This window comes from Microbulbifer agarilyticus, from assembly GCF_020171345.1.
Classification (GTDB): Bacteria; Pseudomonadota; Gammaproteobacteria; order Pseudomonadales; family Cellvibrionaceae; genus Microbulbifer; species Microbulbifer agarilyticus_D.
Map to the genome: position 1 here is coordinate 685542 of NZ_JAIUZM010000001.1, position 25137 is coordinate 710678.

23 protein-coding genes are annotated in these 25137 nt (G+C 58.6%); 10 read left to right on the forward strand and 13 right to left on the reverse strand.

Features of this window, described 5'->3' with window-relative positions; genetic code table 11:
• Positions 1-16: 16 nt before the first annotated feature.
• From LCM31_RS02760 to LCM31_RS02790, 7 genes are all read right to left on the reverse strand, one after another.
• The gene (locus tag LCM31_RS02760) at positions 17-565 is read right to left on the reverse strand and encodes a DUF1249 domain-containing protein (RefSeq protein WP_224867357.1); all 549 of its coding nucleotides are present in this window, start codon (positions 563-565) and stop codon (positions 17-19) included.
• Positions 566-823: 258 nt separating this feature from the next.
• Complete coding sequence (locus tag LCM31_RS02765; protein WP_224867359.1) at positions 824-1447, reverse strand: NUDIX domain-containing protein; 624 nt, start codon at positions 1445-1447, stop codon at positions 824-826.
• A 34-nt stretch (positions 1448-1481) separates the two neighbouring features.
• Positions 1482-2048: a DUF4136 domain-containing protein gene (locus tag LCM31_RS02770; RefSeq protein ID WP_224867360.1), complete on the reverse strand. Its 567-nt coding sequence runs from the start codon at positions 2046-2048 to the stop codon at positions 1482-1484.
• A 104-nt stretch (positions 2049-2152) separates the two neighbouring features.
• Complete coding sequence (locus LCM31_RS02775) at positions 2153-2716, reverse strand: DUF4136 domain-containing protein (RefSeq protein ID WP_224867361.1); 564 nt, start codon at positions 2714-2716, stop codon at positions 2153-2155.
• A gap of 83 nt (positions 2717-2799) precedes the next feature.
• On the reverse strand, positions 2800-5163 hold the full coding sequence (locus LCM31_RS02780) for a PqiB family protein (RefSeq protein WP_224867362.1): 2364 nt from the start codon (positions 5161-5163) through the stop codon (positions 2800-2802).
• 41 nt (positions 5164-5204) lie between these two features.
• On the reverse strand, positions 5205-5867 hold the full coding sequence (locus LCM31_RS02785) for a paraquat-inducible protein A (RefSeq protein WP_224867363.1): 663 nt from the start codon (positions 5865-5867) through the stop codon (positions 5205-5207).
• Complete coding sequence (locus LCM31_RS02790) at positions 5864-6580, reverse strand: paraquat-inducible protein A (RefSeq protein WP_224867364.1); 717 nt, start codon at positions 6578-6580, stop codon at positions 5864-5866. The genes LCM31_RS02785 and LCM31_RS02790 overlap by 4 nt, the downstream gene beginning before the upstream one ends.
• A 496-nt stretch (positions 6581-7076) precedes the next feature.
• Between LCM31_RS02790 and LCM31_RS02795 the strand changes: the two genes are divergently transcribed.
• Both LCM31_RS02795 and LCM31_RS02800 read left to right on the forward strand, forming a co-directional pair.
• On the forward strand, positions 7077-8606 hold the full coding sequence (locus LCM31_RS02795) for a TolC family outer membrane protein (RefSeq protein ID WP_224867365.1): 1530 nt from the start codon (positions 7077-7079) through the stop codon (positions 8604-8606).
• Positions 8607-8796: 190 nt separating this feature from the next.
• Positions 8797-9819: an NAD-dependent epimerase gene (locus LCM31_RS02800; RefSeq protein ID WP_224867366.1), complete on the forward strand. Its 1023-nt coding sequence runs from the start codon at positions 8797-8799 to the stop codon at positions 9817-9819.
• 13 nt (positions 9820-9832) lie between these two features.
• On the opposite strand, the gene LCM31_RS02805 is transcribed toward LCM31_RS02800, so the two are convergent.
• Both LCM31_RS02805 and LCM31_RS02810 read right to left on the reverse strand, forming a co-directional pair.
• Entirely contained in the window at positions 9833-10585 is a 753-nt protein-coding gene (locus LCM31_RS02805) for a 3-deoxy-D-manno-octulosonic acid kinase (RefSeq protein ID WP_224867367.1), read from the reverse strand.
• A gap of 117 nt (positions 10586-10702) precedes the next feature.
• Positions 10703-11599: a glycosyltransferase family 2 protein gene (locus LCM31_RS02810; RefSeq protein ID WP_224867369.1), complete on the reverse strand. Its 897-nt coding sequence runs from the start codon at positions 11597-11599 to the stop codon at positions 10703-10705.
• 234 nt (positions 11600-11833) lie between these two features.
• Between LCM31_RS02810 and LCM31_RS02815 the strand changes: the two genes are divergently transcribed.
• Genes LCM31_RS02815 through LCM31_RS02825 form a run of 3 tightly spaced genes read left to right on the forward strand, consistent with a single transcriptional unit; the run spans position 11834 to position 14362 of the window.
• Positions 11834-12520 (forward strand): hypothetical protein, encoded by a 687-nt coding sequence (locus LCM31_RS02815; protein WP_224867371.1) that lies wholly within the window; start codon positions 11834-11836, stop codon positions 12518-12520.
• A gap of 58 nt (positions 12521-12578) precedes the next feature.
• Positions 12579-13415, forward strand: coding sequence for a glycosyltransferase family 2 protein (locus LCM31_RS02820; protein ID WP_224867373.1), 837 nt, complete (start codon positions 12579-12581; stop codon positions 13413-13415).
• Between the two features lie 47 nt (positions 13416-13462).
• Entirely contained in the window at positions 13463-14362 is a 900-nt protein-coding gene (locus tag LCM31_RS02825) for a glycosyltransferase family A protein (protein WP_224867375.1), read from the forward strand.
• A 76-nt stretch (positions 14363-14438) separates the two neighbouring features.
• Here LCM31_RS02825 and waaA read toward each other — a convergent pair whose 3' ends face one another.
• Positions 14439-15821: a lipid IV(A) 3-deoxy-D-manno-octulosonic acid transferase gene (waaA, locus tag LCM31_RS02830; protein ID WP_224868646.1), complete on the reverse strand. Its 1383-nt coding sequence runs from the start codon at positions 15819-15821 to the stop codon at positions 14439-14441.
• Between the two features lie 191 nt (positions 15822-16012).
• Between waaA and LCM31_RS02835 the strand changes: the two genes are divergently transcribed.
• The 4 genes from LCM31_RS02835 (at position 16013) to LCM31_RS02850 (ending at position 20511) form a co-directional block, all read left to right on the forward strand.
• Positions 16013-17119 (forward strand): glycosyltransferase, encoded by a 1107-nt coding sequence (locus LCM31_RS02835; RefSeq protein WP_224867377.1) that lies wholly within the window; start codon positions 16013-16015, stop codon positions 17117-17119.
• 148 nt (positions 17120-17267) lie between these two features.
• Positions 17268-18551, forward strand: a complete 1284-nt coding sequence (locus tag LCM31_RS02840) for an O-antigen ligase family protein (protein ID WP_224867379.1) — start codon at positions 17268-17270, stop codon at positions 18549-18551.
• 56 nt (positions 18552-18607) lie between these two features.
• On the forward strand, positions 18608-19435 hold the full coding sequence (locus tag LCM31_RS02845; RefSeq protein WP_224867381.1) for a hypothetical protein: 828 nt from the start codon (positions 18608-18610) through the stop codon (positions 19433-19435).
• Positions 19436-19488: 53 nt separating this feature from the next.
• On the forward strand, positions 19489-20511 hold the full coding sequence (locus LCM31_RS02850; protein WP_224867382.1) for an ELM1/GtrOC1 family putative glycosyltransferase: 1023 nt from the start codon (positions 19489-19491) through the stop codon (positions 20509-20511).
• Here LCM31_RS02850 and LCM31_RS02855 read toward each other — a convergent pair.
• A complete protein-coding gene (locus LCM31_RS02855; protein WP_224867383.1) occupies positions 20508-21542 on the reverse strand; it encodes a glycosyltransferase in 1035 nt (344 codons plus the stop codon). The genes LCM31_RS02850 and LCM31_RS02855 overlap by 4 nt on opposite strands.
• Positions 21542-22453: an ELM1/GtrOC1 family putative glycosyltransferase gene (locus LCM31_RS02860; protein WP_224867384.1), complete on the reverse strand. Its 912-nt coding sequence runs from the start codon at positions 22451-22453 to the stop codon at positions 21542-21544. The genes LCM31_RS02855 and LCM31_RS02860 overlap by 1 nt, the downstream gene beginning before the upstream one ends.
• A 277-nt stretch (positions 22454-22730) precedes the next feature.
• On the opposite strand from LCM31_RS02860, the gene LCM31_RS02865 reads away from it, so the two are divergent.
• Positions 22731-24071 carry a UDP-glucose dehydrogenase family protein gene (locus LCM31_RS02865; protein ID WP_224867385.1) on the forward strand — a complete coding sequence of 447 codons (1341 nt, stop codon included), beginning with the start codon at positions 22731-22733 and terminating at the stop codon, positions 24069-24071.
• Positions 24072-24145: 74 nt separating this feature from the next.
• Here LCM31_RS02865 and LCM31_RS02870 read toward each other — a convergent pair whose 3' ends face one another.
• Entirely contained in the window at positions 24146-25102 is a 957-nt protein-coding gene (locus tag LCM31_RS02870; protein WP_224867386.1) for a branched-chain amino acid transaminase, read from the reverse strand.
• Positions 25103-25137 lie beyond the last annotated feature (35 nt).

Here is a 25137-nt window from a genome sequence, read left to right on the forward strand (position 1 = left end):
CTACAGCTTCCCGCGGTTACTCGGGCTTGCCGTTAATCCCCGCAGGCAGCGTGTATTCCGCGCGGGCATTTGCCAGGCAGTGGGCCAACCATTCGCTTAAATAACGGTTGACCTGTTGGCGTTCATCTTCGTTATGCATGGCCGGGTTCGGGTAGCGGAAGTTCAATCCGTCACCCCCAACGGGCCCCTGTCCATTTACCGCGACCACTTCCGCCATGCGCGCATCGTGATATAGACGCACGGTAATCGGGGGCGGAGTCAGCCAACCATCATCCCGCTTGCTCGAGGCTGCCGTCGAGGCACGCAAGCTGACCTCGGTGGTGTAGCGACTGCGATCCAGCACCGCCATCTCCAAGGTCCCCTGGGGCATCTGGTAGCGCCAGTTTTGATTGGTCGCGAGTTCCGGCATTAACTTGCACAGACGCAAATAGTTCGCGTCGCAGTCTGCGTGATAGGTGGTCAGATCCACGCGATAGCGCGCCCGACCAGCGCCTACTTGAGCCCCCCGAGACTTGCCCCTGGGCGCCACAGCTTGCGGTCGGCCTGTGTCTGCCGGTACTGCCATTATCGACACTCCTGTTGTGTTCTCGCCGTGACTCAGCTCTCAATTTGTCTGCGACAAATGTAAATTGCGGCTAGTGCACGCAAAGCCTGAGCAAAAACCGCTCAAGACACGGCCTGTACGTGTAGTTCCCGTCACATTCCAAACAAAAAAGTGACCGTTCACTAGCTTGGCAGCATCCGCCACACCTGGCTATTTGAGATTCGCTATCGAACTGGGCAGGTTCGAACGTGACCTAAATCCCGAACCGGTTCACATGAGTCAGCGCAGCCGCTTCCGATTCAGCTGCAGCCACTGCAGACTAATGATACTCGCCGCATTATCGATGGCACTGTCGCCGCTATCCACAGCCGCCATCACGGTCGCCAGCGGGAATACCCGCAGGCGAATATCCTCATGCTCATCGGCCAACCCGAACAGTCCTTCGCGGTCGCGCAGGTCTACACAGGCGCAAAAAAGGTGCATGCGCTCACAGGTGCCACCGGGACTGGGCAGGTAACTGCGGATAAAGTGCAGTTCCTGTGCGGTGACACCAGCCTCCTCCTGCAACTCGCGACGGGCCACGTCTGCCAGTGATTCACCTTCTTCCACCATGCCGGCAACCACTTCCAGGCACCAGGGGCCGGATTCCCGCTCCAGCGCGCCGATACGGAACTGCTCAGTCAGCGCCACCAGCTGGTGCTCGGGGTCATACAGCAGCACGCCAACCGCGTCGCCGCGTACAAACAGTTCCCGTTCCATCTCAGCACCCCAGCCACCGCGAAAGAGGCGGTGGCGCAGACGCAGTTTGTCCAGTTTAAAAAAGCCGCTGTATGCACTTTTACGTTCAACAATATCCACCGCGCCCCGGGTAAACTGCGGGCGCAGGTCCTTGTTATCACTCATTCACTTCATTCCTTGGAGAATCTTACGATCTGGATCAGTCGTAACCTACATCTGTGTAGGGAGGAAAACGCGCCAGAATCTGGTTAGCCTCTTCGCGCAAACGGAACAGTTGCTGCTCCGGCGCCAGGTGTCGAGCCGCGCTCGAGGGCATGGATCCACGCCACAGTGGTGCATTTTCTGGAGACAGTACATCCACAATCAGCGTGGTCTCGCGGTATTCCCGCACCCGCAGGGGTGGGCGCCAGCCGAAGCCAAAGTAGCCGTAGCCACCATAGAGGGAAAAGGGATCTTCATGTACCGCGACCTTATCGGCGCTGAATAACTGCACCCGCACCAGGAAATCCGCGGTCTCGCGGCTGTCGGCGGGCTGGTAACGCCCTTTCAGCACATCGTTCACCGCCTGGCTGGCACGTTTGCTTTCAAACGGGGACACAGGGCCATTCGCCAGGGTATCCAGCAGGTGATAGCTGCGCAGGTTGGCAAACTTGAAATTGGGGTCGTAGTCGACCGCTACCGGGTTGGGCGCAGCACAGCCACCGAGAATTAGCGCCGCAATCAGCCCCAAAGTGACAGTGGTAAGAGATTTTCGCAAAAAAGCCATGTTGTCTCCTGATCGTTCAGTGAGAGTACCGGCGTCCTTGCCGAAACGTTATTGGAATTGGGTATGGGTGAATGCTACCGCAATCGGCTGGAGTTTATCCCGGCTCAGGCCGCTGGCGGCAGATCCCTGAGCAGGTCTCCCACCGCATTGTTCAGAATCCGCTGGCGCTCATTCTTGTCTTCCGGACGCGCCATCAGCTTGGTGGCACTGCCCCCCCAGATCGGCATGCCATTTTGCGGGCCAATGCCGACAGACAGGGTCACGCGCGGCGCGCCGCTGCGATCTGGCAGTTCCACCACGCCGCGCTGGGCGTTGCTGTCGAACTGGGCGTCCCAGCTTTCATTCTTGTCGTCGCTGGCAAATTCTTCTTCCACTACCGCTACCTGGTAGTCCACCACCATTTGCGCATCCTCGGGCCGCGCTACCTGCAGGTATCCCTTCGACTGCATCAACGCGCTCACCGCCTGACGCAACTCGGTATCCAGCTCAACCAGCTGTGCCGGTGCGCCAGAGTCGACGCTCAATGCCTCGGTTCCCCAGGCGTAGGTTTGAAAACTCACCGGTGCCGCTTGCGGCTGGATACGCTCGATCTTTGTGGGCGTGCCACACCCTGCGAGTCCAATCAGCAGGAACAACCCGATCAGAAGGGTAGAAATGGTATTGCGCATCGATTCTTCCTTAGATACGTTCTTGGATACGTTGCCAGACCCAGACTTGGATCCATCTTCAGCTGTTTTGATTGCAAGCCCAGCTATTTGAAGCTGTCTTCCAGAGCCGGGTAAAGCTCGATTTTCGGGCTCCACAACAGCCACTCATCTTCCGCCTTACCATATAGCGGATAGTGACTGCCGGATTCTACCTCACGGCCCATTTCCGGGTTATTGGGCGTGGCAAAGGCTATCCCACCCGCCAGCAGAGCCTGGGTGGATTCCGTGTGCACATCGAGCCCGGTCTTCAGGCCAAAATTCACCTCTACACCGCTGGCATTCCAGAACCGCGAGTGCTCGCGCACCAGGGTGCGGAAATGAGGCTCAATATAAACATAGATGTAAACCCGGTCTGCCAGTTCCCCGAGCTGGTATCCGGTCACCCGGCCCACCTGCACCTGCCGGTAATACACTGGACTGCCGCGCTTGAGTGAGCCGCGCCGCGGCGCATTCAGGATCAAGGCCAGGCCGGGCATCATCATGGTATCCGCCAGGTCGGGTTCAGGCTTGGTGGACATCGCGACAAACTCGGTCTGCGGGTCGTTGCCGCTACCCGGGTCTAACTCAAGATAGGGACCGGTCACCAGGGTTTCCAAATTGCTCACGCCGTCGAGGCCCAACTTCGGCCCCACCACCCACACCCGGGTGCCCGTGCGCGCGAAGCGCTCCGCACGACGGTACAAACGCGCCCGTGCACGCACGCCGTCCATTTCCAGGGTCAGGCGCATGCGCGTGATTTCACCCACCTGAATTCCCCGGTAGCGCAGCGGCGCACCAACCTTCAGGCCCTCATCACCTTGGAGATCGATGTAGATATTGATCCCCTCCTCCTGCGCGTCGTCACGGCTGCGGTAAAGGCGGAAATTGTCACCGCTACGGGCGCGTTCGGCGTTTTTACTGTGGTGGGGGCCGGTGCCAAAAGCAATACCGCCGCGCACCACCGACAGCAGGGAGTCGGTTTCCACCTCGATCCCTTCCTGCAAGCTGGCACTGGCGCGCACCCCGCTGACATTCCAGAAGCGACTGTCACTATTCACCAGATGCGCATAGGGCGGATCGATCACGATGTATACCTCCACCCCGGAGCCGTCGGGCATCAGCGACATACCCTGCACCTTGCCCACTTCCACATGGCGGTAATACACCGCTGCGCCTCGCTGCAGCGAACCGGTACTGCGCGCGGTTAAGGTGAGATGCAGCCCCGGTACACGGGGGTCACGCTGTGGCGGTTGTGACGCGGCGCTGAAGGTGCGCAGCGAGCGCTTGCCCTTGCGCAGGTCCACTTCGATGCGATTGCCCTTCAGTAGGTCGTTGACCCCGGACGTGAAATCCAGGGTTGGTGGCGCCAGCCAGAAGCGGGTGTTCTCGCTGAGCAGGTCATCGGTTATCGGGTCCATCAGCACCTCGACCGACATTCCTTCAATATCGGGCTTGGCCTTTACCCGGCTGACTTCACCTACCTTGATGCCTTCATAAATTACTTCGGTGGCGCCTTCCGACAGACTCACGCCGCGGTCAAAATTCAGAGTGACGGGAATCCCTGCATCGGCCTCGGCAAAGTTTTTGTAGAGTTTGAACGCATTGCCATCCACCGCTTCTGGCGAGTGCCGCTGGGCATCCGGGGTGTAAAAGCTGACCCCACCGGCAATGAGCGAAGCGAGGGATTCCAGCTCCACATTCACACCGCCAATACCACCCTGAATAGAAATCCCCGAGGTATTCCAGAAGCGGCTACCGCGGCGCACCAGATGCGCGTATGAGCGGCGAATAAACAGGCTGATCTCCACTTCGCTGGCATCGTCGGTCAGCTGGTAATTCTCAACCTTGCCCACCTCCAGCTGGCGGTAGTACACCGGTGAACCGCGATTTAACGAGGCCAGGCGTGGAGATTTGAGAGTGACGCGGAGACCGTCACCCTGCACGTAGGTAGGCGGCTCCGTCACCGCAACGAAGTGTTTCTGCGCGGGACCACTGCCCGGCTCGATCGCAATAAAGTTACCCGACACCAGCGCCTCGAGGCCGCGTACCCCGGTAAGAGAGACTTCTGGCTTCACCAGCCAGAATTTACTGCCACGGGTAAGCAGGTAAGCCGCACTGTGGTTAAAACGGACCTCGGCAATCACCCCGTCCCGCCCATCCAGCTCCTTGGCACTGGGCACCAGACGGAAATCCTCGACCACCCCGATTTCCACCCCGGAGTACTTCACCACGGTTTTGCCCTTGACCAGGCCATCACCACTGGAAAACAAAATGGTCGCTTTGATATCGCCCTGGGTAAAGTCTTCGTACAGAAGCCAGATGGCTATCCCCGCGGCAATCAGCGGCAACAGCCATACGAGCGATATACCGCGACTGCGGCGCGCCACCCCTGCGGGCGGTACGTCGTAATCCATCGGCGATTCGCTCATCCAAACTCCCTGTACTTGCTAATTAGCTGTCGGGCCTAGCACTAATGATCCGAAGACGTCGAGTGTGCGCTGGACTCGGCCTTGTTCGACTCGTACACATCCCATACCAGCCGCGGATCAAACGCGCGCACCGCAAACATGGTGACGATTACCACTGTGGCAAAGGCCGTACTGCCAGGGCCCGCAGCCACTTCGGCAATGGCGCCCATATCCACAAGCGCCACCAGAATCGAGATCATAAACAGATCCAGCAGTGACCAGCGGCCAATGGCGCTCACCACCCGGTAAATACGCATGGACTGACGCGGCGACACATTGAGGCGCAACTGCACCACCAGACATAAAATCACCAGCCCCACCAGCTTCATCACCGGCACCGCGATACTCGCGATAAACACGATCAGCGCAATACCCCAGAAACCGGCATGGTATAGCTCAAACACGCCGCCAATGATCGTACTGGGGTCACCGGCGCCGAGGTAAATCACTGTCATCACCGGCAGCACATTCGCCGGGATCAGCAGCAGCGCGCCGGTGATGGTCAGCGCCCAGGTCAACATCAGGCTGGCCTCTACCCGACCATGCATACGCGCCCCACAGCGAGGGCAAAAGCAGGTGTGGGTCGCAGGCTTCACACGCACCAACTGGCGGCACCCCAGACACGTCCAGAACCCATGAGACAGTGCGCGGGCGGGTCGGTTCACGCGGCCCCCTCCCCCGAGCTCCGCTCCGGATCGTCCTCAGGTTCCACCACAGGCTTGCGTGGGATCTCGGCGTGACGGGCAAGTCGCGCCCAGACCGTTTCAGCATCGAACGACACCGTCGTCGCGCTGGAAATGACCATCATCGCCGCAAAACAGTAGAGCCCAGGCTCAATCGTCATTTTTCCCAGGTCCGACATTTTCACCAGAGCCACCAGGATGCCCAACATATATACATCGAGCATCCCCCACTCCTGCAAATGGTGGTACCAGCGCAACGCTTTTGCCACAGGCTTCGCCATACTGACCCAGGCGCTGCCCCAGCAGATAAACCCCAACAGCAAAAACTTGGCTAACGGCGCCAGCACACTGCAAAACAGCACGATAGAGGCAAGCCAGATGTAGCCCGCCGCAAACAGGGCCATAACCCCATTCATCAGCGTATTTTCGGCGCCGAATGAAAACAGCGAAAACTCAATGAGCGGCAGTGTTGCGGTGGGTATAAACAGCAACAACCCCGTCAGGCTCAACGCGGCCGTATGCGCCACACTGCGGTACATATTGCGATGCAGCACTGCCCCACAACAAGGGCACTGCAGGCGCTGGCCCACCGGCGCGTGAGAGCGCGTCAGCAGCAGATCGCACTGATGGCAGGCCCGTTTCCAGACCACCTCGCGCGATTCAGGCTGCTCTTGGTACTGAAAAGACTGCTCCATGTCCCGCCTTTACTGACATCCCACACACGGCCCTTGCTTGCCGGCGATTCCTTGTCACCGGTATACGGGCAGTTTATGCACTCCCTGCATCCAATCGACGACATTGTCGCGTCAGATGGAGCGGAAACGACGTAAAGCCCGCTGAAAGGCTCGAAATTGGTCACTGGACGCACATTCGCGTCCGTTTAACGAAGATATACCAATTTGCCGGGAGCGTCGCCTCGACGCTCCCGCAGGCGGGCGGTACACTCTCGCGACCGCAGACCCGACCCCCGTCTCAAACGGAAACAGTTGGGTACGACGGACGAAGCCAGCACTGCTCTCAGAGCACACAACAGACTGGCTCCAAATCCGATTTTTGCGCGTATATAGCAATACTCAGCGCAAAAGGTGGAGCGGGATATACGGCAAAACCGCAGGCGCGGGTTGCCCATGTCGTCACCCAAGACGCCACCAAAAACTTGAAGACCGCAGCTGTCATAGGAAAGCAAACGTAATGACAAGAAGTGCACAAGGGCCCATCGCTCGCAAACTGAGCCGCCCGATGAAATCTCTGCTCGCCGCGACCGTATTGGGCCTGGGGGCTGGTCTCAGCGCCGTGCAGGCGCAGGCCGACACCCTGTGGGAAATCTACCTGCAGTCCCTCGACAATGATCCGCAGCTGGCCGCCGACCGCGCCGCGTACCGCGCCGGCCTGGAGGCAAAAAACCTCGGCCGCTCCGCGCTGCTCCCGCAGATCAACGCAAGTTCGGATTATCGGACTATCCGCACGAATTCCGAGTCCATCGCACAAACCTGCCCCGATGGCACGCGCTTGTGCCCAAAAGAGGATCTGATTAACGGTACCGCCTCTGGCGACACGGATATCGATAGTTTTAATTATGGCGCACGACTGGATCAGGCCATCTTTGACCTGCCTGCGTGGTTTGGCTACAAGCAAGGTAAAGTGGTCAGCGAGCAAGCAGCAGCCGAATTTAGCGCCAATCAGCAGGAAATGATGCTGCGCGTGGCCAGTGCCTATTTTGACGTGCTGCGCGCCCACGACGTGCTGGATGCGGCCATTGCGGAAGAGGAAGCCCTGGCCAAACAGCTGGAACAGACCCAGCAGCGCTTTGAGGTAGGATTGACGGCGATCACCGATGTTTACGATTCCCGCTCCGCCTATGACAGCTCTGTAGCCCGCCGCCTCACCGCACAAGATGACCTGCTGAGCCGCTTCGATGCGCTGTCAGTACTGACCGGCAAAGACCACGATGACGTGGCCCCCCTACAAGATACCTTTACCGTCGCACCGCCGAATCCCACCGACCGCGCTGCTTGGGTCGAGTTTGCACTGACCAACAATTTCACGTTGAAGGCGTCGCGCCTGCAGGCGGACGCTTCACGCTACAACGCCCGTGCCGCCGCTGCCGACCACCTGCCAACTCTGTATGGCTCCCTGGCCTACGACAAGCTGCATCGCGACGGTAAAAGTTCTGGTGCCACACGCTTCCCGGACTTCGACCCCTTCGACAGTGAGACACCCGTCGATGAAGAAATCGAGACCAAGGTCGCAGCCATCACCCTGGAAATGCCGATCTACTCCGGCGGTCGCCTGAGCGCGAGCCGTCGCGAGGCGCGCAACCAGGCATTCCAGGCACAGGACCTGCGCAACTTGACCGAGCGCAACACCATTCAGGACACTCGCACCCTGCACCGCGCCGTGACCACTGACACCAGCCGCGTTGAAGCCCGCGAGCAGGCAGTGATCTCCGCAAAAAGCGCACTGGATGCCACCCAGGCGGGCTATGAGGTAGGTACCCGTAATATTGTTGACGTACTGCTGGCACAGCGCACCCTGGCGCTCTCCCAGACCGATTACGCCAATGCGCTGTACGACTACATCCTCAACACCCTGAACCTGAAGCTGGTAGCGGGCCTGCTGGGTCCGGACGACCTGCAGGAGCTGGACGCCAGCCTGAACCCCAGCATGCCGGTATCCCGCGCACATATCCTCGATAGCGGCGCCCCGGGCTTCAGCAAGTAAGCCGAATAAAAGCCAATATTGCGCACTGCGCGCAGAAATACAGGGCCGGTACTGCTATAGTGCCGGCCTTTTTTCGGCCTGGGTAAAATGCGCTGGCCCGCGGTTCAATCGGTAATTGCCGGTTTCTGCGCGCCACTGACTACACTAGCCAAATGCCCGTTTACCACCCTGAACTGCGCTCAAGACATCCATGAAGTATCTGATCACCGGCAACGCCGGCTTTATTGGTTTCCACGTTGCCCGCACCCTGATGGCCCGCGGCGACGAAGTCGTCGGCATCGACAACGTCAATGATTACTACGAAACCAGCCTCAAGGAAGACCGCCTGCGGAAACTGGAAAGCACCGCTCAGCAACACGGGGTTGCCTACCAGTTTGTGCGCGCCAATATCGCTGATCGCGCGGCGCTGGATCGCTGCTTTGCCGAGCACGAGTTCGACCGGGTAATTCATCTGGCCGCTCAGGCCGGGGTGCGCCACTCTATCGAGCACCCGGAGTCCTATGTGGAGAGCAATCTGGTGGGTTTCTCCAACCTGCTGGAAGTCTGCCGTCAGGCCAAAACACCGCACCTGAGCTACGCCAGCACCAGCAGCGTTTACGGCGGCAATACCACCATGCCGTTTAGCGAAGATCACGGCGTGGACCACCCGCTGCAGTTTTACGCCGCCACCAAACGCGCGAACGAACTGATGGCGCATAGCTACAGCCACCTATTCCGTTTGCCCACCACCGGCCTGCGCTTCTTTACCGTCTACGGCCCCTGGGGGCGCCCGGACATGGCCCTGTTCAAGTTCACCCGCCTGATCCTCGAGGGCAAGCCGATCCCGGTGTTTAACCACGGCCACCACACCCGCGACTTCACCTATATCGACGACATTGTGCAGGGTGTTATCAAGTCCAGTGATCAAGTTGCGGCACCCGATGCAAACTGGTCCAGTGCACAGCCGGAGCCAGCCACCAGCAACGCCCCCTTCCGTGTGTTCAATATCGGCAACGGCAATCCCGCGCAGCTATCGGACTATATCGATGCGCTGGAACAGGCACTGGGGAAACAGGCAATTCGCGAAATGCTGCCGATGCAGCCGGGAGATATTCCGGATACCCATGCGGATACCGGCAAGTTGGAGCAAGCGGTGGGTTATCGCCCGGACACCAGCGTGGTGGATGGCGTGCAGCGATTCGTGGATTGGTATCGGGAGTACTACGCGGTTTAACCGTTAACCAGGCTTATTTATCCTGGCCTTGTTCTGCACAGGCGTTGCGGTAGGCACCTTCGAGCACCTGCCAGTCTTGCTCACGGAACTGGAATCCCGACAACCGCCCCAGCTCTTTGTCCAGTGAGCGCCGCAGGCGCGCCACATTACTGTCCGCATCCTGCCGCGAAAGGGGGCTGCGAATCGCTCCCTTGTCGAAATCGATCAGATACCAGCTCGGCTCCTTACCATCAGCGCCAGCCAGCAGAATATTGTGAACGTTGAGATCCGCGTGATACACGTTTTGCTGATGGAAGCGCGCGATCAATCGACCCAGTGACTGCCATAAAGGTTCATCCATAGGTCCTTTACATAACACCTGGGCCAGTGTCTCAGAGTTAGGTACTCGCTCGGTAATCAACGCACCACGATAGGCTAGAGGCGGCACACTCACACAGCGCGCGGCCACCGGTCGTGGCACCGGCAGCCCAAGATCACGCATTTCACGCAGCATATGGAATTCCCGCCATACCCGGGTATTGGGCAGGCGGCTATACAGGTAGGATTTTTCCACCACACGCCCGGCCAGCCCGCCGCGATGATACTGCTTGAATACCAGGTCGTGGCCGGCATAGGAGAACATCACCGCCTTGCCGCGCTCCACCTGGGCACTACCACAATTCGCTGCGAGCCAATCAGATCGAAACAGTTTTTCACAGTCGGCACCAAGCATCTCATCGTCGAAAATGACGGTGGCGCGCTTGTGCGTGAATTGCTGATACCCCACGGGGGACTCCCTAAACGTGCTTACCGGCCTTGCCCGAAGCACAACCTAACCATGTTTTGCCCATTCTAACCGTTGCGCAGCCAGCACCCCAGTGCCGTTATCCCGCTAAGGTTCGGATCAGGCAAATAATTTCCGCACTTTGCGCTCAATGCGATCCAGCAGTTTCAGCCAACCGGCACCCTGCATCGGGTCATAAGCCCACGGCTGTTTCACCTTTTTATCGGTTTTGAGGAATTCTTCGGCCACCGGCAGGCGCACAGGAGAAGACTGCGCCAGACTATCCACCTCAATAGCGGACATCACCTGCAGCGGATAGAGACCGCAGTTGCGTACCCACTCGCCAAAGCGCAATGCGAGAGATTTTTGCTTGCCGCGGTACGCGCCACCGTTGGGCAGCCACATGGCAAAGGGCACGCGCATACGGGCCATACGGCAAAACATCTTGGCCGCGCGGCGGTTATTGACCGACTCACCCACTTCAAACTGCCAGTTGTGTTCACGCAGGCGCTTGGGGTCGGCAATCAACAGTGCGGAGAACCAGGTCCCGGTGGAACGCTTGCGCGGGTACCAGAACCAGAAATTGCGCTCGGTATCAAAGCGGAAATCCCGGTCCACCTTTTTTCGGAGGGAAATACCGCGCACGAAGGCGGGGGAGATAAAACCCAGATCCGGCTGACTGGCGAAACTGGTCCGCAGCACCTCAATGTCCTCTCGGGTCAGCGGCCTGACCATCTGGGTGTCGTCCTGCAGGAAGCACATCAGCTCATCCGCATTGGCCATTTCATAGGCCGCCTGCATATTGGCATAGAGGCCGCCCAGCTTGTGTCCGGACTCAGCTGTACGGTCAATCACCTGATGGCGCTGAGCCGCCTCCCGCAGCACCGCCTGCGTCGCGGGATCATCACTGCCGTCGTCGACGATGGTCAACCGACAGTGAGGTGCGCAGGCCTCGATGGAGCGAATACAGTTCTCCAGCTGAGCACCGCGATTGTAGGAAAATACGAAGATATGCATGTTCTGCCCCCTGATATTCCGTGGGAATCATCTTCAACCGCGACCCAACTCCTGTCGCTTCAAGCTAGAATACCAGCCTCCGCACACAATCGCTAAGCCGCCCCCCCAACACAGAAATAAGTGTGTGGCATGTCGGACTTTCAACATTCCGGAGTGCAAATCTCGCTCCAACTCCTTAGAATTGCCGATTTTTAAGCCAAGGATCCGGCTCCGCGAATTTCCTCTGGGACCTCTATGACCAAGCGTTTCGTCATAACCGGCTGTGGCCGATCTGGCACCACCTATATTGCCAAGCTTCTCACCGAGCTGGGCTGCCATTGTGACCACGAAGTTTTCTTTACCGGACGCAAACCCGGCGTATTCACACGACTGGCGGCGCAACTGGGTGTCCGCGAACTCGCCTGGCAGCCGCCGGTCATTGGTGAGGCCGCTTGGGAGGCGGTACCCTGGCTGCCGCATATGCCCGACGACATCCAGGTGCTGCACCAGTTGCGCCACCCGCTGGAATTTATTCGCTCCCGCCAGAAAAAGGGGTGGGTACACGGCTATTTTCGCAGCCGCCACCTGCCGCACTTTCCGCGCATGAACAAGGAGCGCTTCGCCGCACTGCCCCTCGCGGAGCAGGCTGACTGGCTGGCCAGATTCTGGATCGATTGGAACGCGCTGGCCGAGACACGCGCCGAGGGCAAGCCGTACTTACGTTACCGAATTGAGGATTTCGACCTGGCGAAGCTGGAAGAAATTCTGCAGCTGATCGACTTCCCACACGATCCCGCGCAAGTCGAGCAGGTATTCAGTGCACTGCCCACCAATGTGAACACCCGCGGCCAAAAACGCGAAGATATCACCCTCGACCTGCTGTCCGACGCGACCCGCGCCGACCTCAGTGCCGCCGCCCAGCGTTACGGTTACAGTCTTTGATCGTGAACATTCTGTACAATTTACACTCAGTTTTACCCCAATTCCCGGTGGAGACCCCATGAAGCAGTCCGTCATCATGACCACATATAACTCACCCGAGTGGCTGGAGAAGGTACTGTGGGGCTACAGCTGCCAGAGCGAACAACCGCACGAGGTTATCGTCGCCGACGACGGCTCCACCCCGGAAACTGCCATCCTGGTCGAGCGGGTACGGGAAGATACCGGCCTGAATATTCGTCACATCTGGCAAAAAGATGACGGCTTCCGCAAGTGCCGCATCCTCAACAAGGCAATCCTCAGTGCCCGCGGTGATTACGTCGTGTTCACTGACGGCGACTGTATCCCACGCAAAGACTTCCTGGCAGTACACAAAGACCGCGCCGAACCCGGCTACTTCCTGTCAGGTAGCTACTTCAAACTGCCCATGAGTACCAGTGAAGCCATTACCCGTGACGATGTCGAATCCGGACGCTGCTTCGACTATCAGTGGCTGCGCGCCAACGGTCTCAAGCACCGCCGCAAAACCCTCAAACTGCGCGCCACCCGACGCTGGGCGCCGTTACTCAACCGAATGACACCCACCGCCTGCAACCTGAAAGGCTCCAATGCTTCCGCATGGCGAGAAGATATTCTCAAGGTAAACGGGTTTGACGAACGCATGGCCTGGGGCGGCCTGGACCGGGAGTTTGGCGTACGCCTGGAGAACGCCGGCATCAAGCCACGCCACGTGCGCTTTGATGCGATCTGCATCCACCTGGACCACCCGCGCGGCTATGCTGACCCGGAAATTGTCGCGCGCAATAAGGCCCTGCGCCTGCGCGTGGCCAAAGAGGGCATCATTGAGACCCCTCAGGGTATTCGCCAGCTCACCGAAGCCGGCTACCGTGCGGAATAGCGCATAGCGACTACCACATTCCATATTTTTACAGTTGAAAGACGTCCATGAGTGTATCGCAAGTTAAAAAACACTGGTCCGACCCCATCGTAAGCCGCTTCCTGCGGTTGGCCGCCAGCGGCCTGGTGCCACCGTCCCTGTTCCAGGAGCCGCTGCCGAGCAACAGCGAGCGCGCCGCGCGTACCGGTGTACTGGATATCGAAATTGTCAGCCATTGCTGGCAATACTCACACTTTCTGATTTATCAGTTGAGTTCACTGGTGCTGTTCCCGCCGACCAAGGCCACGGTAACCATGACCGTATACTACAACAGTGAAGATACCCGCACCGCAGCGGTGCTGGACTTTTTCGGCAAACAACAAATTCCGGGTATCACCTGGAACTGGTGCGAGCTGCCCAAAGAGTCCCTGTACCGCCGCGCTATCGGCCGCAACCAGGCGGCGCTCGCCACCAAAGCGGACTGGATCTGGTTCACCGATTGCGATCTGATGTTCCGGGAAAACTGCCTGGATCAGCTGGCAGAACTGCTACAGGGCCGTACCGACAGCCTGGTATTCCCCGAGCGCGAGCGCATTACCTCGCTGCTGGAAGACGACGACCCCATGCTCAACTTCGACCCAAATGACGTACAACTCGCGGAGATCGACGACTCCCGGTTTGTCGAGCAAACCCGCGACCGCGCGACGGGCCCCCTGCAGATCGCGCACGGGGATATGGCACGCGCCGGTGGCTACTGCGATGCGCTCAGCTATTACCAGAAACCAGCGGAGCGCTGGTGCAAGGCCCACGAAGACCGCGCCTTCCGCTGGTTACTGGGCACCCAGGGGACACCACTGGATATCCCCTCGGTATATCGCATTCGCCATATCAGCAAGGGCCGCTATACCGGCAGTAAACTGAATACCCAGATTCGCAGCAGTGTGCGGCAGGCGACCGACAAACACTGATCACTTCGTAAATATGATACGCAAAAGAAAAAGGCCGGATGGTTTACCCACCCGGCCTTTTTTGTATCGAATATGATTAACGCTTATTCATGCGCATCAGCGACTCTACCGCCTCGACGGTGCGCGCCAAAGCACCGCTATTCTGCGCCGCGACTTCTCGCGCACAGCTACCTGCTTCGACACGGCCTGCCGAATCCTCCAACCAGCTTGCCACCTGCTGCGCCATCTGCTCTGCATCATCCACAACCCTGAGGCCACCCGCTTCCTTCAGCAGGTCGGAGACCACACCAAAGTTGTGCAGATGCGGGCCACACACCACCGGCACCCCCCATGCAGCTGGCTCGATCATATTGTGTCCACCCACGGGCACCAGGCTGCCACCGACAAATGCGACATCACACGCGCCATAGAAACGCAGCAATTCTCCCATGGTGTCGCCCAGCAATACCTGGTCAGACGCCGCCGGCACGCCGCCATCACTACGCCGCACCGTGCGCAAGCCACGCTCACGGCACATGCGCGCCACACTATCAAAGCGCACCGGGTGTCGCGGGACCAGCACCAAGAGCAGGTTCGGGAAGCTAACCCGCAGTCGCTCAAACGCGTCCAGCACCACTTCATCTTCACCCGCATGAGTACTGGCGGCCAGCCATACCGGACGCCCCTGCTGTCCACTGCGCCCACCTTCATCAGCCTGGCCACCCGAGTGTCCCCATTGATGGGAGAGTGCCTGGGCCTCGCTGATCAAACCGGACCCGATATGCAAATCGAACTTGATGTTACCCACCGCAGATACCCGCTCGGGCTCAACTCCAAGCTCAGAGAAGCGGTATGCGTCCGCAGGGTATTGCGCCAATACCCGGGTAATATGACTCATCATTTCCTGGCTCAAACGAGGGAACCGCCGGTAGCCCCGCGCAGACTTCTCGCTCAACCGCCCATTGACCAGCGCCACCGGGATATTGCGCTTGTCGCACAGTGCCAGCATATTCGGCCACAACTCGGTTTCCATGCTCACCAGTACATTGGGCCGCAAGGCATCGAGAAATGGCGAGAGGCACTCAGGCAAATCAAACGGCAGGTAGTAATGCAGCAGCCGGCCATTGAGAATGGGCTCAAGGGCATCGTGTACGCGCTGTGACCCAGTGGGCGTGGTGGTGGTCACCAACCACTGCCATTGATGGTGCCGTGCCGCCAGCTCCTTGATCAACGGAATCGCAGCCAGGGTCTCCCCGACAGAAACCGAGTGAATCCAGATCAAGGGTGCACGACTGGCCCGGTCCGGTACCATTCCAAAACGCTCGCGCCAGCGACGGCGAGCACCCGGTCGCGAGGGCACCAGACCGAAACGCTCGCTCCAGCGCTTGCGATACGCAGGGTCGGCCCGCCCCCGCCACCAGAGGTGCAGCAGCATCAGTGGCAAGGTGAGCCGGAAAAACCAGGTGTACAGATGGCGCATCAAATCAAAATCAGGTTTTGCTAACCGGTAATCGTTTTGGTGAATTTTGGCAAACGCGAGCATGGAATCCCGCCTGTTGAGGCTCTATTCTACCCCATTCTCGCGCCACACTGGTGCAACGCACGTCGGGACATTACCCGTTACATGGTCGCCGCCCCGCCTGCAATGGAATCCGTGATTAGGAGCACCTCGTGAAAGTCGTACAGTTATTGCCCGCGCTCAATTCCGGCGGTGTGGAGAGAGGCACACTGGATCTGGCCCGGGCACTTACCGAAGCCGGGCACGCATCTATTGTCATTTCAAACGGTGGGCGACTTGTTGAACAGCTGGAAAGAGAGGGAAGCCAGCACATTGCCCTGCCCATCCACAAAAAATCCCTGTCCAGCTTGCGCCAGGTGCGTCCTCTGCGCGCGCAGATCCAAGCGCTGCAGCCAGATATTTTGCACGTGCGCTCGCGTATGCCTGCGTGGCTGACCTACCTGGCATGGAAGAAACTGCCGCGCGATGCTCGTCCACGCCTCGTCAGCACCGCCCATGGCCTGTACTCGATTAATCGCTACAGCGCGATTATGGCCCGCGCCGAGCGTGTCATCGCGATCAGCGAATGCGTGCGGGATTACCTCAACGACAATTACGCGCACTACCTGCAGTCACCGCCGGAGCTGATCTATCGCGGAGTCAATACCGCCGAGTTCCACCGCGACCTGTCATTGCCCGCAGGGTGGCGGTGCCAGGTCGAAAACGAATTCCCGACTCTCAAAGGCAAGCGCTGGCTTCTGCTTCCGGGCCGCCTGACCCGCTGGAAGGGGCACCAGACCTTTCTCGAGCTGATAGCGCAACTGGTCAAAAAAGAGGCGGACCTACAGGGTGTGATCGTCGGAGGCGCCGAGCCGAACAAAGAACACTACGCGGGCGAGCTGATGGCAAAGGCCCGCGAGCTCGGTATCGCGTCCAGAGTGACCTTTACCGGGCAGCGTTCGGATATTTGCTACTGGTATCGTGCATCGGAGCTGGTGTTTAACCTCTCCCAGCGACCGGAACCCTTTGGGCGCACGGTCATCGAAGCTGTGGCCATCGGCACGCCGGTAATCGGCTACAACCTGGGCGGCCCAGCAGAATCCCTGCGGGCCTGCTTCCCGCAAGGGCTGGTGGAATTTGATCAGCCAGAGCAATTGCTAAAAACAACGCTCACCTTGCTGAACAGCGAAGATAAACCTCGGCTACCGGTTTCCTTTACTCTGGAAGCTCAGGTACAAAGTACCCTGTCACTCTACCAATCCCTTATCAATAGCGGCTGACAACCCTGCCAGCGCACCAGCGCCAGTACCAAGAGCAGATCGGTCAAGTCCAAAAGCGAGATCTGGTCTATAGCTCTTTCGAGGGGTGGCAACGTACAATATTGGTTACTCGACCAATAATGCCGACAAAACCCAGGCGACACGCTGCATGTCTAGTATCTCTACCGCCCCTAGCAACCCTTCCCTTGCGGCCAGAATGCTGGATCGCAAAACCTCAATTGCGCTGCTTCTGTGCAGTTCCATCTGGGTGCTGCCCTGGTCGCGGACCTTCCAGCTGTCGGTACTGATTCTGGCCATCGCCTCAATCACCCTGCTGATTCGCCAGCGTCGCGACTGGTGGACGCCGGGCGCTGCCAGCTGGTGTGCCATGAACCTATGTGCGGCACTGGCTTTGGGTCTCTCGGCCTTATATACCGAATATCCCGATAAGCCCCTCAAATTGATGGGATTCCAACTGTTTCTATTACTGGCCGGAATGGCAGTCTTGTACTGGGCACGCAATGACCAGATCTGGAAACGACTGCAGTGGTGCCTGTTTGCGATTATCGGCTTCTGGCTGGTTGACGGGCTGTTTCAAGCCCTCGTCGGCTTCGACCTGTTCGGCGTGCCGCGCAGTGAGCGACTCGGGGGCTACTTCAGCCATCCGGACAAATTTGGCTTTTACATTTCATTTCTGTGTGCCTGGGTTCTATTTGCCCCGGTTGTACGCCGCTGGTCCCTACCACTCCAGGGAATGGCGTATTTGTTGTGCCTAGCGGTTACCTTTTTTGGCAACACGCGCGCGGGCTGGGTCAGTTTCATGCTGATCAGCGCGGTTTGGTTGTACATGAGCCGCGCGCAAATACTCGCTGCGCTGCGCACCGCGCCCTGGCTATTGGGCCTGGTTGCCGCTGCGATTGGTGCGGCCGGCTGGTGGATCCTGCAGGACCCTCAGGTGAGCAAACGTATTACTGCCACCATTCCGCAAAGCTTTGATCTCGCAGGCATTGCCGCGGTTATCCCGATCCGCGCGCAGCTGTGGGGACAGGCGTGGGAACAGTTTCTGGCCAACCCCTGGTTTGGTACCGGTGCCGGCAATTACAGCCTGTATTTACCGGACAGCTGGACCGGCACCAGCCTGTTCCAACCCTATACCCACCAGGTTGTACTGGAGATTCTCGCCGGTACCGGCGCAATCGGCAGCCTACTGTACGTCACCATTGCAGCGATTTTTCTCACGCTGGTATGGCGCGCACTCTTTTCCAGATCCGCTACGACACGTGACGAAAATCAGCTGCCGGTAGCCCCGCTGCTGATCCTGGTTTGTGTTTGGTTTCCGTTCAACACCCATCGCGAGCTGTTCAGCTCTGAAATGATGGTGCTAACATGGCTTTCTATGGCGCTGGTGGTTGCGCGCTTGGACCTTGCGAGATCACCGGCAGCACACAACTAAACGCATACCGACTCGCTGTAACATATTCGAATACACGATTGGCACAGGGAAGTACCATGGAAACTGCAAACGAAACTCTCACAGAAATATCCGGCAGCGTTGCCGCGCATATAGATTCAACCAGCGCAGCACAAATTGCCGAACGTGTGCGCGACCACCTGGTAGGGCGGCTGCGCTCTATAGAGCCGCAGGATCAACCGTTTTCACACCTGTATCTGGAAAATTTTTTCCCGGATGATATCTATCAGCGCATCTTGCAAAGCGCGCCCTCGGCAGACTTATGCAAGGGACTGAACCACAAAGAGGCCATGCGCAGTGATGGCAGCAGTACCCGCCAGGTCTTCCCATTCAATGATAAAAACCTCACGCGCCTTGAAGGGGAGACGCAGGCCCTTTGGCAGGGCGTAACCGAGGGTATGCAGGCTGTCGAGGTCAAGCAGGCCCTGTTCGAATGTCTCGGCACCGACCTGGCCCGCCGTTTCAAAGTACCCGGTCAGCAAGTTCCCGCGATTGAGGCCTACCCGAAAACGGGCTACTTCTGTGATCACAGTGGTTACCAGATTTCACCCCACCGGGACGTTGCGCGCAAAATCGTAACCATGCAGGTGTACCTGCCCCGTGACAACAGCCAGGAAACCATGGGCACCAGTCTGTACGAGCGTGGCTTTGTCGGGCGCCTGCAGTATGAATTCCGCAAGCTGGGGTTGGGTAGCAAGGATGGTTTCAAGGAAGTGCGCCGCTTTCCTTTCGTTCCCAACAGTGCCTACGCCTTTGTTGTCGGCAAACACAGCTGGCACGGCCGCCCACAGATCGAATGCGCCAGTGAGCGCCGCTCACTCATGCAGATTTACTACCAGAACCCCTCCGAGCCCTTCTACGACTGATTAAGGGTGTGGGGGCAAACAAACAAAATATACTGAAGGGGCGAACCCCTGAAATGGTCACCGCCCCTTCTCGCCTCAATATCTGCCTACTGAGCGACGGCATCCCCGGCCACGTCAACCAAGCCCACGGTTTTGTCGACTGGCTGCGCGAAGCAGGATTCCACCCCCATGTCCAAGTCATCGAGTGCACGCCTAAGGCAAAGTGGCTGCGCCCCCTACTTGCGACCGCCATTAAATACGCGACAGATTCAAGCGCTCTTACCCGCGCCATTCTCGCTACACATCGGCTGCAGCCTTTCCCGCAACAACCACAGCTAATCCTTTCTGCCGGCGGTAACACCCGATTTGCCAATACTGCACTCGCACAATTCTGGAAGTGCCCAAACGTATTTCTCGGCTCGCCGCGCAAGCTCGCCCCCCACACGGTATCTGCCCTGCTGACCCTGGAGCCAGCCCCCGGCTTTACCCACAACAACCTGGTTGTGGACTTTGCGCCCGCACGAATCAGCAACACAAAACCTTCCCCCAACACCTGGGCACTGCTCCTTGGAGGTAACGGTAGCGGCTATCAATATGAACAACAGGATTGGCAAGCGATTTTGCTGTGGGCGCAAAACTGCGCGAAGAAAAATCAGATTCGCTGGCTAGTAGCGGGGTCTCGCCGCAGCCCGGCGGCTTTGCGTGAATCGAGCAAAAAAATATTGGGCGAGGCTCACGGCCATCAACATTGCTGGCCTGAGGATGGAGGAGAGCCGCTGGCAGAGCGCCTGCCTAAGGTAAGGCAGGTAGTATGCACCGAAGACAGCATGAGCATGCTGTGCGAAGCGATTAATTTACCTCGGCCACTGCTGAGTCTGCGCCCGGAGCGAGTTACACCAGCACCGCGCTACCAGCAGGCCATCGAAAAGTTCGCACAACGGGGCTATTTGCAAAGAGCGCGTATATCCGAACTTGGCGGTTTCGACTGGGTATCGACCGACCCCGATGCATTTGCCTCACAGATAGAATCTTCACGCCGAAACATTGTGGACAAACTTGTGCAACTCATTCCGGCGCTGGAAAAATATCGCGATTAATTGGCTGGCAACGCGCGGCAATATACCTCGACTGTCGCCTGCGCCATGGCATCAACGGTGAGATGCTGTGTCGCGTAGTCAAATACCGGCACAAACGCACCTTTCAGTGCGGCATTATCTTGCAAAGCTGTCTGCAACAATTCGGCAATTGCCGAAACCGAAATGTCTTCAGCGATAAATTCTGCCGGTAAAATTTCCCGATTGCTCCCAACATCTGTGGAAATTACCGGGCACCCACTCAGCAAGGCTTCCACTACGGTATAGGGGGCACCTTCTTTGTGAGAAGACACCACCATAAACTCCGCTGCCTGCATCCACGCAGCGACATGCTTCGAGTAACCGACAAAGCACACGCTCCCCTCGAGCGATAAATCCTTGGCCAATGTTTCCAGCTTGTTCCGCTCCGGACCGTCGCCCACCAGATACAAACAGGCATCCACCGGGCGCAACTCGGCCCACGCTTGCAACAACAAATCGATTCCTTTGGCCGGCACCAGGCGCGCAACGGAGAGCACGACCCGACGCCCATCCACGCACTGCTGCGGAGGTGACAGCTCTTTTTCCGGTGCGTGGGTGCCGTTGGGAATCACCGACCAACCCAGCGCGGAGTTCGCTACCGCCTTGCGACTTACCGCAATACGCTCAGGAAAATGACGCGCCACCGCATCTTTGGGGTGCACGATATTGTGTCGGGTAATGACCTTGGAGGCAGGAATAAAACGACGCAAACTCGCAAGTACACCCGCGGCCTTCCCCCCGTGCCCATGTATCAGGTCGAATCCGTGGCGACGACAGCTCCGCACCAGTGCAATGAGCAGCAGCGGGTTGCGCCGACTCAAATCGGTGTCCATAGGCACAAATACTACACCCTGTGGGCACTGCGACTGGTAGCGCGGGTGGGCAATAATAGAAACTCTGCAATCCATATGGGAGGCTTGCCACCCGGCCAACTCCATCACATGTTTTTCCAAACCGCCGAACTCACTACTCATAAACAAGTGGCAGATATTTCGAGGTGAAGGTTTTGACATCAGGCACATTCCAGATTGCAGCGACGAAGCAGCGCGGCCGCGAGACGCTGATATTGATTGAGCGGCTCGCGTTGGACACCGGGCGACCGCTTAGCATCTGCAAGCTGCTCACTGACCAACCCTTCGTCAATCAGCCGCTGCACGGCCGCACGCACCTTATTTTCGCGATTGCGTGAGGGCAGCGCCAATACGCCCACCTGCGCACGGCTTTGCAGGGCCTCAAACACCATGGAAATACTATCCCGGGTTACCCACACCTGCTCCACGGACGCCAACTGTTGCTCCAGCCAACCGTCATCGCACTCGCGCCAGGAAGCCAGAGTAAAGCCCGGCCGTGCCAACTGCTGCAGGGCAAATTCAGGGGTGCGACGGCTGTCCGCCAGGGTCCACTGCAGTGAGTTTGTCGCCAGCTGCCCGATATCGCGCTCAAGGGTGACGCTATCCCAGGCAAAGTGCCTGCTCGGCCCCCCGAGCAGGATAAGCCCTGTGCCCGCGCGCGTTGGCTCTTGCGGCAGCGGCAGGGTGAGTGCCCCCCGGGTGGTCAGGACATTTGGCAGGGCAGGCGGGCGATCGTGTTCGGGGATCAGGGCAAAATCGAACCATTGGATGGGCAGTGACGGGCGCATCAGGACCACACTGCGTCCACCAAAGCGCTTGCGCGCCGCGAGCAGCGGCAGGTGGCAACGGTGACCAGCGCCGATTAAAAAATCCGGTTGCCCCAGGGCAATGGCGCCAGCGGCATCCAGAGCCATTTGCAGAGAGCCCGGTAGCCAGAAGCGCAACTGACTGCAATCCACATCACAGCTCTGCACCCGAGCGGCCCCCATGCGCTCACGCAAGCCTGCCAGCAGCGCTGCGCTCTGTTTTTCGTGGGCCTTATTGCCATCCACAAACCGCCAGACTGTGATCAAATACTTCTCTCCAATTACACACACATACGCACCGAGCGCAGGCACCAGCCAGCTCTTAACCACAACGGCGATGGATTTCGCCGCTTACCTTACCTGCAGCGTGTTGAATTTGCACCTGCGGGGTGCACAGTCAGACACATCTAACCCGCCCGCGGTGTTCATGGCGAGTGCCGCTCATAAACGGTAAACTTGGCCGCCTACACTGTTGCTAACAGGCCCCGCAACCCGGATTGGCGGACCCGCGGGACACAGACCTACTCAAAGGATTTCCAAGAAGATGAATGTCACCGTTTTTGGTACTGGCTACGTTGGCCTGGTGCAGGCTGCGGTACTGGCGGAAGCCGGTCACCGGGTTACCTGTATCGATATCGATGAAAACAAGATCGAGCGCCTGCGCCAGGGGCACATCCCCATCTTTGAGCCAGGCCTCGAACCGCTGGTCAAACGCAACAACGAGTCCGGCAACCTGAGCTTTTCCACCGATGCCGCCGAAGGTGTGGCCCACGGCGAGCTGATCTTTATTGCCGTCGGCACCCCACCCGATGAAGACGGTTCTGCGGACCTGCGCTACGTGCTGACGGTCGCCCGCACCATTGCCGAACACATGGACGACAAGAAATACATCATCAATAAGTCCACCGTGCCCGTTGGCACCGCGGACAAGGTACGCGAGGAAGTCACTCGCACCTTGCAGGAACGCAATGCGCTGAACCTGGAGTTCGATGTCATTTCCAACCCGGAATTCCTCAAGGAAGGCTCCGCGGTGGCCGACTGTATGAAGCCCGACCGGATTATCATCGGCACCTCCGAGCAAGCATCCGAACAGAAAATGCGCCAGCTATACGCACCGTTTAACCGCAATCACGACAAGGTCATCGTGATGGACGTGCGCAGCGCCGAGCTGGCCAAATACGCGGCCAATTGCATGCTCGCCACCAAGATCAGCTTTATGAACGAAATGGCGGTGATTGCCGACCGTGTGGGCGCCGATATTGAATCCGTGCGCCAGGGTATCGGTTCCGACCCGCGTATCGGCTATCACTTTATTTACCCGGGCATTGGTTACGGTGGTTCCTGCTTCCCCAAAGACGTGCAGGCCCTGAAAACCACCGCGGCACAGCTGGGTATCGAGCCCAAAATCCTGAACGCTGTCGAAGAGCGCAACCACAGCCAGAAGCACTACCTGCTGGAAAAAATTGTCGAGCGCTACGGCAAGGACCTGACTGGTAAGACCTTCGCCCTGTGGGGCCTATCGTTCAAGCCCAACACCGACGATATGCGCGAAGCACCGGCTCGCGTACTGATGGAAAACCTGTGGAAGATGGGCGCCAGCGTGCGTGCGTTTGACCCGGAAGCGATGCACGAATGCGAGCGTATCTACGGCAACCGCGACAATCTGCAGCTGTGCGGCACCCGCGACAGCGCGTTGGCCGGCGCCGACGCACTGATTGTCGCCACCGAATGGCAGCAATTTAAAACCCTGGACTTCGCCACCGTCAGCAGCAGCCTCAAGGACCCCGTGGTATTCGACGGCCGCAACCTCTACCACCCGCTGGATATGGCAGAAGCAGGCTTCGAATATTACTGCGTGGGACGCCCCCAGCAGACGGCGCGCTAAGCGGCGACAGCCATAACCAAAAAGGGCGGGCATCCTAAGGATGCCCGCCCTTTTTTGTACGTGGCGTGAAGGTATCAAGCAGACGCGGCGACTTCCTCGCAACCTTCATGCACATCGCTCAGCCAGCCCATATGGGCCTGACTGCGGCCCTGCACCACGTCAAAGTACAACTGCTGCAGGCGCTTGGTAATCGGACCACGGCGACCCGCGCCAATGGTACGCCCATCCAACATGCGAATCGGCAGCACTTCCGCAGCGGTGCCGGTAAAGAATGCTTCATCCGCGATATATACCTCGTCGCGGGTAATGCGTTTTTCCACCACCTTGTAGCCGCATTCGTTGGCCAGCTGGATAACGGAAGCACGGGTGATGCCATCCAGGCAGGAGGTGAGTTCCGGGGTGTAGATCACACCGTCGCTGACCAGGAAGAAGTTTTCGCCACTGCCTTCCGCTACATAGCCTTCTGGATCCAGCAGCAGGGCCTCTTCACAGCCGTTGCGCAGGGCTTCCTGCAACGCCAGCATGGAGTTGATGTAGTTGCCATTGGCCTTGGCCTTACACATGGCAATATTCACATGGTGACGTGTGTAAGAGGAGGTATTCACCTTGATCCCCAGTTCGCGCGCCTCCGGTGTCATATAGCTTGGCCACTCCCACGCCGCAACGATCACGTGGGTCTGCAGCGCGTCGGCGCGCAGCCCCATACCTTCCGATCCGTAAAATACCATCGGGCGCAGGTAGGCTTCTTCCAGGCCATTTTCACGCACCACCAGACGCTGGGCTTCATTCAGCTGTTCCGCGTCGTACGGCATGCTCATGTTCATGATCTTGGCGGAGCGGAACAAACGGCGGGTGTGTTCCTGCAGGCGGAAAATACTGGTGCCGCCATCGGCGGTTTGATAGGCGCGCACACCCTCAAATACGCCCATTCCGTAATGCAATGTGTGGGTGAGCACGTGCACCCGGGCATCGCGCCAGGGAACCAGTTCACCGTCAAACCAGATAACGCCGTCTCTATCGGCAAAAGACATGGGGATCTCCTACAAAATTCTAACTACGCAACTCT